This window comes from Paenibacillus sp. RC73, from assembly GCF_044908085.1.
GTDB lineage: Bacteria > Bacillota > Bacilli > Paenibacillales > Paenibacillaceae > Paenibacillus > Paenibacillus terrae_A.
Genome location: NZ_JBIYCV010000017.1, coordinates 39581 through 56422, shown reverse-complemented (window position 1 = coordinate 56422; position 16842 = coordinate 39581). Strand labels below are relative to the sequence as shown.

Here is a 16842-nt window from a genome sequence, read left to right as displayed (position 1 = left end):
TCAGCCTTGAAGCCTTAATTAACGTGAACGCCCAAGTTCCGAAAAAAGCCGCGCAAGTTCTGACTGTAAGAGTCCTGCATAGCGGAAGATTCCTTAAGAATATTTTGCATACTGTTCATAAATGCGGAAGCTGAAGTCGTATCAGCCTTGTCAAACCGGTTCTCTATTCGCGTGTTATTTAGCAACTCCGCAATCTCTCCTGTACGTTCCTTATATTTCTCAATCCATTTGGGGTTTTGAGGAACCTTTTGTGCAAAATCTATCAGCTGACTCAGTCCATTCCCTCCACCTTTAATGTCATTGATGAATGCAGTATACTTTTGGGGGTCAGCCTGCTTCATTAATTCCGACATTTTGACGTAATCCTCAGGGGCACCTAGCGGACGGTCTATTGGAGTCGTGTAACTAATATCTCCGGTCTCTGGATCAATTGATCGTGTCAAAGCAATAGCAGCTATCTGGTTCATGGTTTCCAAAAACTCTTTGGCCTTGTCACCTTCCATATAGTGGTCTGCAATATACTTGGATTGGGAAACTCCCATCTCCAGTAGCACGGTTCGCTGGCTCTCATCTGTTACTGTACCATTGACGATAAAATTGGATTCAATCATACTGTACACCGCATTGGACACTTCTTCTGGCTGACCTTTTAAAACCCGGTTTAATGAATCGTTGATCTGGGTTGTACCGAAATACTTAGCAGACTGTGATACAATAGCTCCTTCAGAAAGTTGCCTACCGGTTTCGCTAATCTCTACGGAGTCTTGAATAACCAATTCGGAGCGTTTTCCTTCATAAAGCTGGGGGGATTGGGCCTGCTTTGCTGCCGGATTTATCCGCAAGCTACTAGTGTTAATAACGGCTCGTTGCATTCTAAGGGGCTCAAAATTCATTTCATTTCCTCCTGTCATTTGGTAACAGGCACTCTAAGTCGTATGTATAATGTAATGTGACCCTGTTTCTATATATATCGGACAAAGCACATATGGAATGAATATATGCTTTGTCCTAAAAAATGAACACATATTAAAGCAGTTAATCAACCGCCATAAATACTGTAAGCGAAGTGATATACAATATCTGTGTCTATAATCGAAGTACCCCTAACCTGAGCAGCTACCCCTGAGAGATCAAAATAGTGTGTAAAACTGATTGCTCCAGACAGGTATTCCGCAATACTTCCAGTTGAATGTGGCAGGGAAACGGTAACACTAAAGGCCCCATTCTGATCCGTATAAGCTGTGCCTGTACGAGTGCGATTGCCGCTGCCTTCAGTCCAGTTCTGATTCAACCATGTCATATCAACAGGCGCATTTGCAACAGGATAATTATCAGTTGTAGTAACGACACCCTTCACAGTAAAATCACTAGTTCCAGTAACACGGTAATGACGACCATAAGAATAGGTTGGGTAGTCATTAGGGCCATTTTTAGAAGAGTCGTAACCGTTAATTACAATTTTTCCAGCCCGAAGTACCGGTTTAAGTGTTAGTGTATACAAATGGTCAGCTGAATATTGATTGGTTGTGTATACTCGTACATAGTAGGTTCCAGTATTTAAAGTAACATTGTGATTCGTTTGCGGGAGAAGCACCATCTGGTTGCCGCTGAGAGCTCCATAAACTTCCGCTTTGTAACCGTAGCTTTCCGAGGTACTATCCAGCTTTACATTTAATGCATCATAATTGCGGCTCGCAGGGATCGTGATTTGATACCAGTCGTTATCAATGCCTGAATGGATGGAACGTGAGTTAAGGGAGGATCCACCCGTACTAAAGGTAAAGTTATAAGCATGAAAAGCGCTCTCATCCGGCTCATATGCATCGTAGCTGGAACTTGTATCGACAGTTAGATAGAAAGGAGCATTAATGCTAGAGCCCTTCTTGGCATGAACTGCAATCGCATAAGCCTTTTCGGATCCTATAGCGTTGCGCGCTCCTACGTTTTCGGGAAGTGATGCAGCCCCCTGTTCATAATTGTTAAAATAAGTGCCGTAGGTAGAAGCGTCTATTGGATTGGGGTTGATGTCACCTGTCGTCATATCAAACTCGTATAAGTATAAATCATAGTCAAGCTGTGCTGAAAATGGACCATCCAGCTGAGCCTGCAACAATTCTCCAGGTTGCAAATAGATCGGATATAAAAATTGTGTACCTCCCTCTTCCGTAATCGTACCGGAATACGTAGCAGAAGAAGCTGTGGCTGCCGCTGGGCTTGCTTTCAGAGAAGGAACAGTTTCTTTTTTCAATGAGGGTGTCTCCGGTGTCTTGAAGTTGAGATCTTCCTTCATTGCATACACCGAAGAAGTAATACTGTCCGGCTTGTCTGCCCGCGTTAGCTGCTTAATGACGCTTTCATTTACAGTTGTTAGCTGAACATCGGACTCCGCCTTAATTGCTTGGTCCGATACCCCCTCTGTGCCTTGACTCGCGTTCGCAGTCAACCCGAAAGCAAACAGGAGCATCGTGCTTAGCATAACTGCAATAGCCTTTTTGAACCTCTTCATACTGAAATCCCCTCTCAAATGGTTTAAGGAATTCCCGCTATTCCCCGGATAAACCAGGGTAACTTCTAGGCTGTATGGCTCTATCATAAAACACTTCTAGTTCTAATGGAAGATACTGTGCAAAAAAACATAAAAAGCCGCCTTTTTCGAAAATGGAAAGCCTCAGCAAGCCATTGCGAAAAAAAGCGACTCTTATATATTACTCTACTACGTTAAAAAATGATTAATTTCTAATACTGTAAGCAAAAAGATAAATTATATCCGTTGCACTAATCGAGGTGCCGTCGACCTGAGCCGCTACCCCTGTAAGATCATAATAGTGTGTAGAACCAATGTCACTCAAATATTCTACATTTCTTCCTGTAGATTGTGGAAGGGAAAGAGTCACACTGAATCTCCCGTAATCGTTCGTATACGTAGAAGCCGTTCTGGTACGGTTACCGCTGCCCTCGCTCCAGTTCTGATCCAGCCAAGCGACAGTGACAGGCGCATTAGGAACCAGTTGACCATCCGTTGTTTTAACGACACCATTCACGATCAGGTTGCTGCCTCCGTTAATACGATAATGACGACCGTATGAGTAAGTTGGATAGTCATAATAGCCATTGGAGTTAAAGCTCGTAATTTCGATTTTACCAGCCTTGAGTACCGGTTTCATGGTTAGTGTATACAAATGGTCGGCTGAATACTGACTTGTAGTGTACACTCGCACATAGTAGGTTCCCGTATTCAGGGAAACGTTGTGATTCGTTTGCGGGAGAAGCACCATTTGGTTGCCAGTGAGCACCCCATAAACTTCCGCTTTATAGCCATAGCTCTCCGAGGTACTATCCAGCCTTACATTTACAGCATCATAATTACGACCTGCAGGGATCGTGATTTGATACCAATCGTTATCTATACCGGAATGGATGGAGCGTGAGTTAATTGAAGAACCTCCGTTGTTAATTGTAAAATTATAAGCATGAAAAGCGCTTTCATCCGGCTCATATGCATCATATTTGGAGCTTGTAGCCACAGTCAGATAGAAAAGATCATTAATACTTGACCCCTTCTTGGCATGGACTGCAATCGCATAAGCCTTTTCAGATCCAGTCGTGTTGCGGGCTCCTACATTTTCGGGAAGTGATGCAGACCCTTGTTCATAATTGTTAAAATAAGTACCGTAGATGGAATTGTCAATGGCATTGGGATTAATGTCACCTGTCGTCATATCAAACTCATATAAGTACAGGTCATAGTCAAGCTGTGCTGAAAACGGTCCGTCCAATTGAGCCTGCAACAATTCACCGGGCTGCAAGTAGATTGGATATAAAAACTGTGTACCTCCCTCTTCCGTAATCGTACCGGAATATGTAGCGGAGGACGCTGTAGCTGTGGCATTCGCTGATGCTGACTTTGGACTTGCTTTCAGCGAAGGGGTAACTTTCTTTTTCAAAACAGATTTCTGTAGTGTTTGCAAGTTGATATTTTCCGTAATGGCATACACCGAATCTGTAATGCTTGCGGGCTTGTCTGCCCGTGTTAAATCTTTAATGACGCTTTCATTTTCAGTTGTTAGCTGAAAATTGGACTCCGCTTTAATCGCTTGTTCCGTTTTACCCTCTGTGCTTTGACTCGCGTTCGCAGTCATCCCGAAAGAAAGCAGGAGCACTGTGCTTAGCAACACCGAAGTTGCCTTTCTGAACCTGTTCATACTGAAATCCCCTCTCGAATGTTTTACTAAATTTCCGCTATTTCCAGATACATCTGGAAAACTTCTAAGCTGTCTATCACTATCATAAAACAATTCTGGTTCTAATGGAAGATACTTCTTAAAATATTCTTATTTGTAATCCGTGATAATTTTACACCTCTTTCGGAAGCATACCTGAGGCAATGGACAGAGCACTGAAAATCCCTGTCTACTTTTTTATCCTAAAAATCACGACGAAAAAGGCTCCCCTAATTAAAAGGGAGCCTTCTTTGAGTTTCAAGGTTAATAAACTTGAGCGCACATATAATGTACTTTTCGCAAAACACGTAAAAAGTTATTTTGAGCGCTGTGCTTCAAATCCGCACTCATATAGAGTGCGACCTGCTGTCCTTCTCGGGCCTTCGGGATGTGAACGATTGATTTCAATCCACGCACTCATATAGAGTGCGACCGGGATGCAGTCGCCTATTTTTATCTGGCAAATATTTCAATCCACGCACTCATATAGAGTGCGACTTGATACCTTACCGCCAGATATAAAGCGTGGATTTGAAGAAATTTCAATCCACGCACTCATATAGAGTGCGACCCAAGGACCATAGCGTCATTGCTATCTTTGATTTATTTCAATCCACGCACTCATATAGAGTGCGACTTTTACCGAGGTAACTGGATTTGACTTCAAATTTATTTCAATCCACGCACTCATATAGAGTGCGACGTGGTTATTTTAGGCTTACCTGTCTCATCAAGTTGATTTCAATCCACGCACTCATATAGAGTGCGACTTCCCAGTAGCAATCCTAACAATGTTTCTACTCAAATTTCAATCCACGCACTCATATAGAGTGCGACGTACGTTCTGAAATCACCGATTATTACTACACACATTTCAATCCACGCACTCATATAGAGTGCGACTGTCCTGACACAGGAAGAATTAAAGATAGTCCGCGAACGATTTCAATCCACGCACTCATATAGAGTGCGACGAGGAGGTAGCCTAACGGCTGCCTTTTCCTAAAAATTTCAATCCACGCACTCATATAGAGTGCGACTTCTCGAAATAACTGAGATTGAGTACTTTTTGATGATTTCAATCCACGCACTCATATAGAGTGCGACCACAATAGCGGCTCTATTTGTCTTCGTTTTTCAGCAATTTCAATCCACGCACTCATATAGAGTGCGACGGGGTATATCCCTGGAGCCATAGCGAACAAGGCGATTTCAATCCACGCACTCATATAGAGTGCGACAATGGACAAAGACTGGGACGAATTCATACGTAGAGATTTCAATCCACGCACTCATATAGAGTGCGACGATATTGCCTATCCATTTCGGAGGCTTATCCAATTCGAATTTCAATCCACGCACTCATATAGAGTGCGACGTTTGATCCATCGTGGGATGTGACCGAAAATATGTGATTTCAATCCACGCACTCATATAGAGTGCGACTGGGAAGCGTATGACCAGGCGTAGGACAATCAACGTATTTCAATCCACGCACTCATATAGAGTGCGACTCCAGACATTGCGGATCGTTCCAGGGTTCGGGGATTTCAATCCACGCACTCATATAGAGTGCGACAGCGAAAATGCAGTAATTCATACCCTAACGATATCAATTCCACACATTATCGTAAAAACTGATGCCAAATAAGCTTGAATCAACTATTGACTTTTAAGGTTAAATAGCTATTCCAACACTTTTCGACAAATTTCGAGGTGCGAAGGACCCGGGATTTTCATGTGCGCTTGGGGTTCGCACCGAATCGGCTTCTATATGATACCCTACTTTTAATGAGCAGATCAACCAACTTAGTTTCGACACTATTTTACCATAAAAACCCTACCATTCTCTTATTTATACGATATAATAAAAGATATGGATAGTTCTTTTTGACTACAAGGCATATCGAATTACCCATAACATACATAAAAAGGGGAATACAGATGAAGAAGTTAAGCGTATTTATGTTAGTATTATGTTGTTTTTCTATTTTGGCAGCCTGCTCTACCGATCCGGTTAAAAAAGATTTAATTACGTATGTGAATGATGGAATGCTTCCCTTGGCACAAGATGAAAAAGCAGTAACTGACAAGTATGAATCCGTGACCGGAGATAAATACACAGATGATCTAACACTATATAATACTTTAAAAGATAATATTATCCCCGAATATACCAAATTCGTTGATAAGTTAGAAGCTGTAAAGACGGAAACTCCTGAGGTAAGAGCCCTCCACGAAACCTACATCAAGGCCGCTAGTACTCAAAAGGAAGCCTTCATTACGATGGTTGATGCGTTGGATAAACAGGATCTGAACTTAGTCAATGAAAGTAACGCCAAGCTCAGCGAGGGTAGAAAGCTATTCAGAGATTTTCAAGAACAACTCAACACACTTGCCAAAAAGCATGATGTCGAGATGAATAAGAAATAAATTTTAAAGCTCCCGTCAGGGGAGCTTTTTCTATATCTCTTAGGAATACTCGAAGCAAATGACCGCTTTACCCAAATATCTATCATAAAATAAATAGACGGAATCCGCCCCAAATGCTTGAAAATAATATCCCGTGAAAGAACCGATATAGGTAAAAGTCTCGCCATTGGCACATTTAGGTACATGAAGCAAGTTCGTATGTTCGAACTGGAGCATCTCTTCGATAGATTCACCATATTCCTTTATATAGCTTTGGGCCTCTTCGGACTGAAATGCGATATCATCCAATATACCGTTGACTTCAGGGAAACTCAGTCCCCAACCACTCGATTGTTTGTCCTCAAAATCGCGGGTGAGTTCTTCTACAGACTCTTTGGCATCTCCTAAAGAGGAATAAGGATAAATGTTGTTATTTTGCAGGAAAAACGCTTTGCGGGATTGGTAGTCTTGTTCATTAGCTATATACGCACGCTCCACTTCATCCAGAGACATGATTTTCCTTTTCATGCGTAGATATGCTTTATCCCCGGTGGATTTCAGCGTTTCATAGGCAGCTTCCAACTGCTCTTTCTGATGAAGGATAAAATAATCCCAATCCGCTTCGAATTTGTATTTACCATCCATCACATTGAACCCCAGCATATCTTCCTTCGTAAATGTGGTGTGAAATGACTGGGTATCCTCACCTACACTGCCCTCGTGAATTTCTTTTACGGAAACAAAATGCAACCACTCGTCCTGCTCCGGGAACAAAAATTGAAGATTAATCGAGCAAATCGGCAAAAAATGCTTCCGATAATGTTCAAGATCGCCAACAAATACGTCCTCATATGCTGGAAAATGTTTGATGTATTTCTCGGGTATATTCATATTTCCTCCTACATTGTGTGATTATCCGTCAGCTTTTCGACCCGAAACGTTCCTTCATAGGATGTGACGCTGTACAGCTCATCAAACCCTTCTTCGTAGCTCGGAACTTCAAGCTTACTCATGACGCTTTTAATACCGATCTCAGGAATAAGCTCTTTACCTGTTCGTTTCTCATTACGCTTGATGGATCCTACAAAATCGGGTTCAAAATAGTAGCCTATAATTTTAAATCCCTTATTTTTTGAAACAGCTATATATTTTTTCCGTTCCTCGACTGTCGGATTCGTATTGTCTACAACAAAGCGCTGCATTGTTTCGATGGAGGCTTGTAGGTAAATATTTTCCCTGTTCCGTGTTTTAAGCATGTCTAAATTTATTCTCATATGTGTTTTAAAGAAATACTCCTTATAAAATGTCGACTTTCCTGAAGCCTGGATTCCTATAAAAATGACACATTCCAACTCTCACACATCCTTGTCCAAGTAGACATATTGGTAGATGTAGTTTGTTTCTGATAGCCTCACCTTTGCGATACTGTTGCTTGGTAATACATACCCCGCGCTTTTGCCAAACGGAAGATCATTCCAATTCACTCCTTTTTCCACAAACAGCTTATCTTTCGGTTGTTTTCCAAAAACCATGTTGTACTTTGCCAGGCTTGATATCCTGACGTTCGATACGTAACTCATTGCGCTTCTCGTCTTCTAAATGTGCGCAACACGCAGCATCATGGAAGCTTCCATTCCATTTCTCAGCCGCACTGCCTCTGCAATACACCAAGGACAAATGGCTTCATAGGACTGTGAGCCACATCCATTTTTGTTGAATATCCATCTTATATGCATGTCCTCCTCTATGATGTATGGTCTATACCCATTTCCTTGAATTGTAACAAACGGGTTTGAAATTCGCTATAAGTGGGCCGTCTACTTTCTGTTGTGTTGGTTCAATGCGATTACGATGGTGACAATTAATCCGATCAACGCAACCAGCAGCGTACCGAACATCATCATTAATGTCAAAGCATCTTTAACCTCTACAGCCCTCACATCCTTTGCAGGAGACTAGCCAACTGCCCACCCAAGCCATTTTGTCGTCAGCGTAGCAACTATACCTATGGTTTGTTATGTACGGGCATACATTTCCTCTTCTACTCTTTCAATCGCTTGAATCAACGTCATGTGAGGGTCCTCACGCTTATACTGAATGGCCTGCTCGCCTGTACCTCCAGCATCACACCATTCCCAGTACATATGCACATCTACGGATTCCAGAAAATATACAGATAAAGCTTCGACCGGATTCATAGCATACATAGCCATAAAGGTTTCATTCGAGAGTAGCTCATAACGTAGGTATTCATCTTTCATCAGGTAGAGCAGACTCCGGACTGCCTGATCATTCACATTAATGATACGACGGATAAACGCATTGCGTCTTTCAACGGTATTCAGTATGATTTGCATAGCATGACGAATCTGTACAGCTTCCGGACTGATTTTGAGCAGATGAATTAAATCATTAGTGGTTAGATTCGGGTTCCAGGGGGCTGGTTCAATAATCCGTGTCCATGCATCGTTATGCCCTCTTTCAAAAACCTGAATCGCGTCCGAAACATCGACACCGATGGTTTGCCATTTTCGATTGAGCGCATCCACAATATGATAGTAGTGCAGCTCCGCTGCTTCCTGCTCTCCCTTTTCCTGCTCCCACACGGGATTCATGCGTACAATGTCCTTGATCGCTTGCACATTCGCTTTCAGTTTTTCAGTCATAGGTATCATCCTCCATTGAAATTCTGGTAAAATGGCAATAGCAAAGCTAAGGGTATGTTGGATACATCCCTTTGGGAAGATAGCATGTCAATCCCGAATATGCCCTTAAGGTCATAAAATAAATATAACCCTATGGTCATATTTTGTCAACGATGTATGGAGGAAATCCAAATGTTAAAAATCAGAATCAAACTAAAGGAAATTCTCAAAGAAAAAGGTATCACTCAAAAACAATTAGAAGAACTATCCGGTGTTTCACAGGCAAGGATATCCAAACTAAGCAGTGATAACCGACAAGAAGTAAACTTGCTTATGCTTGAAAAGATCGCTCATGCTCTGGAGATCAAAGACATTTCCGTGTTAATGCAGTTTGAAGAAACAGAATAGCGTGGTTTGTGCATGTTAACGTGGGAGTACATTAAGGAGTCTGTTTTCAAAACGGGCTTCTTTTTTGTGTTCCACTTTTTAGAGTGGTGTTCCGAACAGTTCCACGTCTATAAAAATGTTAGTTCATTATGAACCTATTTCCGTTTTACAACCAGCACAAGAAGGCTTGCCAAACTACTAGGGCAAACCTTTTTGTGTATTTTAATGAAAAATGAGGAACGTCATAGCTGTGCTACATGTGTGGTATGAGAAATACGTGCTTTCAATTCACGCTGCTACGTAAGGAGCGAAATTGAAAGAGCAGAAGACGGATATATGGAGTGGAAATTTCAATCCACGCTCCTACATAAGGAGCGACTTGAATCGTTGGGTTCAGTTCTCCGATACGCAGTATATATTTCAATCCACGCTCCTACATAAGGAGCGACAGCACGCGTTACAAAGCCTTACCCAGCTAGGCTTTGTAAACGCTTTTTCGCGAATCTCTTTTTAACTCACCAATAAATGTTAAAAACCACACCCCAAAATCGCTGAATCCCTTGTCTGGCGCGGGGTGCGAATGTTCCGGGGATTTCATGTGCACTTGGGGTTCGCACTCAAAACCTATAAAACCCATGCCTTGTTCTGTTATAAATTCTTTTTCAATTCCTGATCCTGTTGCTGCTCACTCAAATGCTGTAGTTCCTTGCTGTCATACAATAGACTCAGTTGGGGCTCGAAATTATCACCTTGTAAATCAAGCAAAATTTCTGTATCTTCTATCTCCCATGCTGCCTGATAATGCAATTCACCTGTCGCTACAGCCATTCCCCATTGGCTTGGTGTATCTTTGTATAACTCTCCCTTCCAAAGGGTATCATCACTGCTAGGCTTGCCGTATTTCTCCGTTAGGCTCTTTTTTAAGTCATTATAATTTTCAATATAATCATTCTTATTCGTATGTTTTTCTGTAACTAAATAACCTGCACGAACCAATTGATCATCCACAAAAAAGTACATGAGTCCGCTTTCCAGTCCCAATATCTTGGAATAATAGGCAATCGACTCATGATCTTCTTCCTCAACCTTCATATCTTCAGATGCCTTTACTTGTTCTTTACTCATCCCCCAGCCTACGTTGCGAAATGAAATTTTACCTTGATATCCCTTGTTTTCAGTCGCTACCGTCTCATGCACAGATGAACTGGCAGAGTCTCCTGATGCATTTGAACTTGTAGCACTCTCTGTACTTGTGGTACCGCTCTTGGAAGTAGTACAGCCCGATAGAACGACTCCTGCTACGCATAAACATAAAAATACCTTTTTCATAAACTGACCCCTTTACCGAATATATACCAAAACTCTACCATGTCTTTGGTAATGGGTCTATAGTAATGATCATACAAACCATTTTTCAGCTATCTATTCCCCAACCATTACGTTATAATGATCTCAACTATTTTATTCCGATGTGAAAAGGGTGATATATATGAGTCAAGCTTCAGCCTCGATTCCCCGTCCGTTGGTCAGGGCTAATCAATGGGTGATTGTGCTGTCTGTGGTCTTTACCTGGATTACAGGGGCGTATGGGGTGTTAGCTATTCCACTGATTGCGGGGTTGCTCGGTGTGCTATTCAACTTCAATCCGGTGATGCGGGTAGCCAAGCTATTTTTAAAGAAAAGCCCATCCTCATATGTGCAGGAGGACCGGGGACAGCAAAGATTTAATCAGCTCCTTGCCGTCTTTTTTCTGCTGGTGGCTCTGGCAGGGTTTACGTTCCAATGGAGTATTGTCGCTTATGTGTCCTCAGCGATGGTGCTGGTGGCGGCATTGGTCGCTATTCTGGGCTTTTGTGTCGGATGCTTTATTCTCTACCAATGGTCCCAATATCAATATCGGAGAAGAAATCACGTATAGATTGCCTTCCCTTCATCCTATTTTGCAACAATCGTATCCTCAAATACAAAAACAGAGATGGCTATATCTTCCTCCACCTTAATATCCGAAAAGAGGTGCAGCAGTCGGGAATCCATGTAATCCTCCAGTTCTTTGTTGAACTGTACGGGATAGATTTTCTGAACCATTTTAGTTCGGGCTGCATGCACCATCTCTTTCCCGGCAACCTCTTGTGCCAGAAACTTTTCAGAAGGGGTTAAATTACCGTACAGCATCGTGATGGCCATGTTATCTACAAAGGTTGTATGTATGCGTTCCGGGCCTTTTCCAAATAGCTCTTTACGTACTTTTCGAATAATTTCGTTAAAACCCGTTTCCTTTCTCATATCGCACCGCTCTCCTAAACCTACTAAAATCCTTGTTACTATTTCCATCATAACCGATTCCTCTCATATAAAACAGAGATTGAAGGAAAGTGATTTTTGGAACATACTTTGTTACCTATTTTTCGTATTGATAAAAAAGTTACCTGAAGCCGATGAAACCTAATATTCATCTAGCATCCTCATCGTATCGAAAACAACTCCTTTTTATACACTCTAACGATATCGTGTGAAGCTCGTCAAATCTTGAATTATAGCTTAACCACAAGCTTCTACGTTGTTTCACCTCATCTGATAATTGGAATGTAATTTTTTGTTCGCTATCTTCAATACGTTCAATTTGGTTGTCTACTGCAAATACATTTTCGGCAAAGCATTTGGAATTTCCATAAATAATAAATATATCTCTCTCATGTAACCCCTGGACTGTTTAATTTGTTACTCTTTTTATTTTTGCTCTAACAGGGACCATGAATGAATGAGAACTTAAGACTCAAATCCCTCCAAAAGGCGAATTTCCCATCACAGAATATGGGAAGAAAATGAACCCTCACCTTGTAAGCGATGGGTGATTGGGGCATAGCTCATGTGCAGCATTTATACAAGCTTTATGGGGAAGATCCATTTATGGAATCATTCAAAGTTAAAGAAGAGTTTGTCGAGACAAAATAATCCCCAAATAAAATAAAACCTCACAATATGAGCATTTAATCAATATTGCTCCTAATGAGAGGTTTTAAACAATCAACTAGCGTATCCCGTTTGTTGAGCCATAAATCATCGTTTATTATCACTTTGGGAAACTAGATATCCTCTGACGGATTTATAATCGCCAGAACCTGATGATCCTCCCACTCTCCGTTGATCTTTACGTTGCTTCGAGAGATGCCTTCTTTGTGAAAGCCAGCCTTCTCAAGCACACGGATTGATCCTGGATTCCGAGGAGAGGCTTCCCCGACGATCCGATGAAACTTTAGCTCATCGAAAGCGTAGCGAACCACCTGCTTCACCGCCTCCGTCGTATAGCCCTTGCCGTTATAAGCTTGGTCTAGGCTGTATCCGATCATACAGCTCTGAAGCGGTCCCCTCACCACAAAAGATAGATCTATGCTACCTATAATCCGGTCGTCCTCCTTGTGGCATACCACGAAGGAATATCTCCGATCCTCCATCATGTCGGCCTTGCTCTTAATAATCTTCTGAAGTTGGTGCTCCTCTGTATAGTGCTCCTCTAGGTTGTTTGGCGAAAACTTATCAAAGAACTCCCGATTGCGCTTGTACATTGCTGTCAATTCTGCGACGTCCGCCTCTTCAGAGAACCGGACGTATACTTGCTGCTCCGACATCTGCACCATCCTTCCAAACTATGATATTGAGAGAATTATATCACAGGATGAAGATTCGGAAATTGGTTTGATGAGCGGTGTATATCAGCATCATTTTTTATTATAAAATTTTATATTTGAATCAATTTCATAAATGATAAGCCAACGAAATGTACACTACATATAGACAAACTAAACCATTTTGATCTATATGTACTCTTTATTAAAGCTACTGAGGGTATTATGAAATGGATTCATTTAGATATGATATTGACTTTTAAATTCGAAAATCTCATCAACAGCTTGATGATACCCACCTGATTTTTGAAAGGATTCCCTAATATTTGCGACAGAGTACTTGAAAGATGAGAGACTTAACACATGATCTACGGCTTCACGTAGTTGATTTGCAGTCAAGCTTTGCATTTGTAATTTAATGCCTGCTCCGATATTGGCGACTTGCCCCGCAATGATCGGCTGATCCGCGCTTTGTGGGATAACAATTAGCGGAACTCCGTAATAGAGACCTTCATTGGTACTGTTCATTCCACCATGTGTAATAAATAATTTAGTGTATTGTAGTACATCAGTTTGTGGAACATAATTTTTTACGATGAAGTTTTTAGGAATTTCCCCTAAATCAGAAATTTGGGTTTTATTCCCAATAGACATGACAATAGTATGATCCGTGTTCCCCAATGCCTCAAAACAAAGCTTATAGAAATCAATTGCTTGGTTAAAGACTGTACCCAGTGAAATGTAAATGGGGTTGTTCCCCTTGATTGCAGTAAAGTCGAAGTATTCTTGAGTTAATCGTGAAGAGATGGATGGACCTACAAATTTATAAGTTTGGTCGAATGCTTCTCCATAAGGTTGAAACTCCCTGGTTGTATAAACGATTGTAAGTGGTGCAGGATTACAAAACACTTCGTAAGGAGAATGGATCTCCACATCATATTTTTCCTTCACCATTACCGTTAGGCTTTGAAATTTATCATTTATAGGTTTAACTATTTCTGTAGGGACTTGTATAGAAAATTGATCCAACATTTTATCGAATGATACTTTTGTCTGCGCAAAAGAAGTACAGGAGTTGATTGCAGGAAGCTTAAGAATTTGAGCAAGTAAACGTCCACAACCAAACATGGAATCATGGATGATGTAATCAAAATGCTCTCCTTTGATCTGTTCAAGAACACTTGGTATGACTATATCTGCCGTAAGTAAAAGACCGTTGATTCTTTCGAGTAAATAATCTCTTCCACCTGAGATAAAGGCTTTTATAAATTTTTGATCGTCAAATGTTCGTACTGAAGCTCCTGTCTTCTCAATACGCTCCCGAGAAGCTTCTATAGAAAAGTACACTACCTCTTCTCCACGCGAAATAAGCTCTTGCACAACTCCAATAGTTGGATTGATATGTCCCTCTGATCCACCATTAATAAATAAAACACGGGCCATTTCTACCACTCCTTAGGTATACTGTTCTCTAAATTGTGTAAGAGTAAGGGGCACTGTCCCTACGATTGCTCGAATCAATTAATGGAATCAAGTTTATCATAGTACAATACTTGAAAATCTAGAGGAAAAGGCGAATCTGAGAACACTTCTGTTCCAGCAAAAGTCTGACTACTCACTTAAGAATATCACGACACATGATCCGGTATTTTTTGATTCTATGCAAGGAACATTGTAAAAACGTACAAACAGTGCGCACCGCATAGTTTCGGTACGCAATGTTTGTCATTAAATATAAGGCTTATTCGTAGGCGCCGATGTTCACAGCGGCTCCCTGTACTCTTGGTTTTCCGTCAATATCCAGCGTTCCGATGATGGCACGGTCCGTGTCACCGGCATCGATTGCCGGAGACGAAGACTGAAGATGGAAATCGCCTCCTGCAGCATTCACAAATTTGGGGTCGATGAACAAGGAATGTGCATCGTTGCCGGTTCCCTTTTTATAAGCGGAGAAACCCGTGTATTCTTTATTTTTCCACGTCCAGTTGGCTTCCGAGCTGCCGCCCGGAGCGAAATATAAATTATAATCCACAACATTGCCGGAATTGTTGGTGTATTCATTGTAGATCAGCACATCCGTGGAGCTGGCCACGAAAATATTGTTCTTGATCACGTTGTTTTGCGTATCGTACTGAACGAATAGCTGGCCGCTTCCGCCGCCAAGCGTATCGTTCTTGTACAGCGTGTTGTTCACGATCTTGCAGTTAACCGTCGAGCCGCGCTCATCATCGTAACCGCCCATGGCGATGCCGGTCAGCCGGTTGTTATATATCACGTTGCTGCGGACCGTAATATTGCTGGTGGCTTTGCCGGCATGCTCGGAGGCAATTTCGATGCCGATGTCGTTGTTGTAGCTGTAGTTCTGCTCGATAATGCTGTCCTTGCCGCCATCCACATAAATGCCGCCGGCCGAGTTGTCGTCTTTCTTGTAAGATAGGTTATTATTGGAAGAATTATTGTACACCCGGTTGCCCTTCACCAACCCGTTTCGCGCCTGATCGTAAGCGGTATTCGGCGCGGTTCCCTCAAAGCCAATCAGATCGATCCCGATGTTGTCATTATTGTGAATGAGGTTGTCGGTCACCGCAAAACCATCCACGTTGCCGTTTAAAACGAGCGATTCACTCGAACCCAGCACAAGATTGTAAAGCTCATTGCCGCTGATCGTAAGGTCGTGAATCGAAGCCGGAGCTTTCGTGCCATAAACAGCGATGCCGTGGGCGTCCCGGCCCAGCCGATCTTTGCCGGTCGGGGTGACCGTGTTTTTGATGTCATGGATTTTGTTGTTGGACAGATTAATGAAGCCGCCCGAACCGTGGACATAAATACCTACAGGCACCGCGTTCTTGGAAGCAGTGGTAAAATTGCGGATTTCAAACCCCTGAACGGTAACGTAATCGACATCGGCCAGTTCGATCAGCCCTTGGATCCCGTTGACCGAAAGTCCGGTGCCGTCAATGGTGGCGGTCTCGGTCCCATAGTTGGTGAACACAATGGGACCCTGCGAAGCGGAGCCGGAGCGGGTAATCTTCAGCTTCTGATTGTACATGCCGCCCCGGACGTAAACCTTGCTGCCCGCAGGAGCCACGTCGGCCGCGTGCTGCAGCGTCTTCCACGGCGCGTCGCTCGTTCCGGCGTTGGAGTCGCTGCCGCTCGTGGCCACATAATATTCTGTACCGGCCGCGGAGACGGAGGGAGGCTGCACATTTCCGACCGCTAGACCAAGCCCCAAAACTATGGCTAATGCCAGAAAAATTTCCCCGAGTTTCTTCATAATTCTTCATCTCCCTTTGTTTATTATTGTAAATTATACCACAAATCCACTAAGCCTGTCCCGCTTGCAAACGGAGGACGGCCTCCACAGTCGGCAGACTCCCGGTGCCTCCGATGCCAAGGCGTCGACAGCGCCCCGCAGGCATTGGCGAATCGCAGCATTTCCTCGCTGCGCCGGCCTGCCTGCGATTTTCCCCTGGCCGCCGGTGATCTGATGCTCCATGCCGACCGATACCACCCTATGCTGACGGGTACCCTGGGACGGCGGTGTTGCCAAATCCT

Annotated in this window: 16 protein-coding genes and 1 CRISPR repeat array; of the genes, 3 read left to right on the top strand and 13 right to left on the bottom strand. The window is 42.7% G+C overall.

Annotated features, from left to right (window positions below; genetic code table 11):
* Positions 1–14 precede the first annotated feature (14 nt).
* From ABH897_RS25615 to ABH897_RS25605, 3 genes are all read right to left on the bottom strand, one after another.
* Positions 15–893, bottom strand: coding sequence for a hypothetical protein (locus tag ABH897_RS25615; protein ID WP_404580577.1), 879 nt, complete (start codon positions 891–893; stop codon positions 15–17).
* Positions 894–1039: 146 nt separating this feature from the next.
* Positions 1040–2506 (bottom strand): peptidase associated/transthyretin-like domain-containing protein, encoded by a 1467-nt coding sequence (locus tag ABH897_RS25610; RefSeq protein WP_283657172.1) that lies wholly within the window; start codon positions 2504–2506, stop codon positions 1040–1042.
* A 223-nt stretch (positions 2507–2729) separates the two neighbouring features.
* Positions 2730–4202, bottom strand: a complete 1473-nt coding sequence (locus ABH897_RS25605; protein WP_404592888.1) for a hypothetical protein — start codon at positions 4200–4202, stop codon at positions 2730–2732.
* A 419-nt stretch (positions 4203–4621) separates the two neighbouring features.
* Positions 4622–5799: direct repeats of the CRISPR family, unit length 32 nt; unit sequence ATTTCAATCCACGCACTCATATAGAGTGCGAC.
* A 365-nt stretch (positions 5800–6164) separates the two neighbouring features.
* Between ABH897_RS25605 and ABH897_RS25600 the strand changes: the two genes are divergently transcribed.
* Positions 6165–6653, top strand: coding sequence for a hypothetical protein (locus ABH897_RS25600; protein ID WP_283652600.1), 489 nt, complete (start codon positions 6165–6167; stop codon positions 6651–6653).
* A gap of 39 nt (positions 6654–6692) precedes the next feature.
* Here ABH897_RS25600 and ABH897_RS25595 read toward each other — a convergent pair whose 3' ends face one another.
* The 4 genes from ABH897_RS25595 to ABH897_RS25580 form a co-directional block, all read right to left on the bottom strand.
* Entirely contained in the window at positions 6693–7523 is an 831-nt protein-coding gene (locus ABH897_RS25595; RefSeq protein WP_283652601.1) for a siderophore biosynthesis protein, read from the bottom strand.
* A gap of 8 nt (positions 7524–7531) precedes the next feature.
* Positions 7532–7984 (bottom strand): AAA family ATPase, encoded by a 453-nt coding sequence (locus ABH897_RS25590; protein WP_283652602.1) that lies wholly within the window; start codon positions 7982–7984, stop codon positions 7532–7534.
* A 465-nt stretch (positions 7985–8449) separates the two neighbouring features.
* Positions 8450–8572: a putative holin-like toxin gene (locus tag ABH897_RS25585; protein ID WP_283652603.1), complete on the bottom strand. Its 123-nt coding sequence runs from the start codon at positions 8570–8572 to the stop codon at positions 8450–8452.
* Between the two features lie 75 nt (positions 8573–8647).
* On the bottom strand, positions 8648–9298 hold the full coding sequence (locus ABH897_RS25580; RefSeq protein ID WP_283652604.1) for a hypothetical protein: 651 nt from the start codon (positions 9296–9298) through the stop codon (positions 8648–8650).
* A gap of 171 nt (positions 9299–9469) precedes the next feature.
* Here ABH897_RS25580 and ABH897_RS25575 point away from each other — a divergent pair, with 171 nt between their 5' ends.
* A complete protein-coding gene (locus tag ABH897_RS25575) occupies positions 9470–9685 on the top strand; it encodes a helix-turn-helix domain-containing protein (RefSeq protein ID WP_283652605.1) in 216 nt (71 codons plus the stop codon).
* Positions 9686–9947: 262 nt separating this feature from the next.
* Here the strand turns inward: ABH897_RS25575 and ABH897_RS25570 are convergent, their stop codons facing one another.
* Entirely contained in the window at positions 9948–10088 is a 141-nt protein-coding gene (locus tag ABH897_RS25570) for a hypothetical protein (RefSeq protein WP_283652606.1), read from the bottom strand.
* 224 nt (positions 10089–10312) lie between these two features.
* Entirely contained in the window at positions 10313–10993 is a 681-nt protein-coding gene (locus tag ABH897_RS25565; RefSeq protein ID WP_404592887.1) for a hypothetical protein, read from the bottom strand.
* Between the two features lie 160 nt (positions 10994–11153).
* On the opposite strand from ABH897_RS25565, the gene ABH897_RS25560 reads away from it, so the two are divergent.
* Positions 11154–11582 (top strand): DUF4395 domain-containing protein, encoded by a 429-nt coding sequence (locus ABH897_RS25560; protein ID WP_283652609.1) that lies wholly within the window; start codon positions 11154–11156, stop codon positions 11580–11582.
* 17 nt (positions 11583–11599) lie between these two features.
* Here the strand turns inward: ABH897_RS25560 and ABH897_RS25555 are convergent, their stop codons facing one another.
* The 4 genes from ABH897_RS25555 to ABH897_RS25540 all read right to left on the bottom strand — a co-directional run bounded on the left by ABH897_RS25555 (position 11600) and on the right by ABH897_RS25540 (position 16561).
* Entirely contained in the window at positions 11600–11947 is a 348-nt protein-coding gene (locus tag ABH897_RS25555; RefSeq protein ID WP_044647337.1) for a Na-translocating system protein MpsC family protein, read from the bottom strand.
* Between the two features lie 800 nt (positions 11948–12747).
* On the bottom strand, positions 12748–13290 hold the full coding sequence (locus tag ABH897_RS25550; RefSeq protein WP_283652610.1) for a GNAT family N-acetyltransferase: 543 nt from the start codon (positions 13288–13290) through the stop codon (positions 12748–12750).
* 237 nt (positions 13291–13527) lie between these two features.
* Positions 13528–14730: a macrolide family glycosyltransferase gene (locus ABH897_RS25545; RefSeq protein WP_404580586.1), complete on the bottom strand. Its 1203-nt coding sequence runs from the start codon at positions 14728–14730 to the stop codon at positions 13528–13530.
* A 298-nt stretch (positions 14731–15028) separates the two neighbouring features.
* Positions 15029–16561 carry a right-handed parallel beta-helix repeat-containing protein gene (locus tag ABH897_RS25540; protein WP_283652612.1) on the bottom strand — a complete coding sequence of 511 codons (1533 nt, stop codon included), beginning with the start codon at positions 16559–16561 and terminating at the stop codon, positions 15029–15031.
* Positions 16562–16842 lie beyond the last annotated feature (281 nt).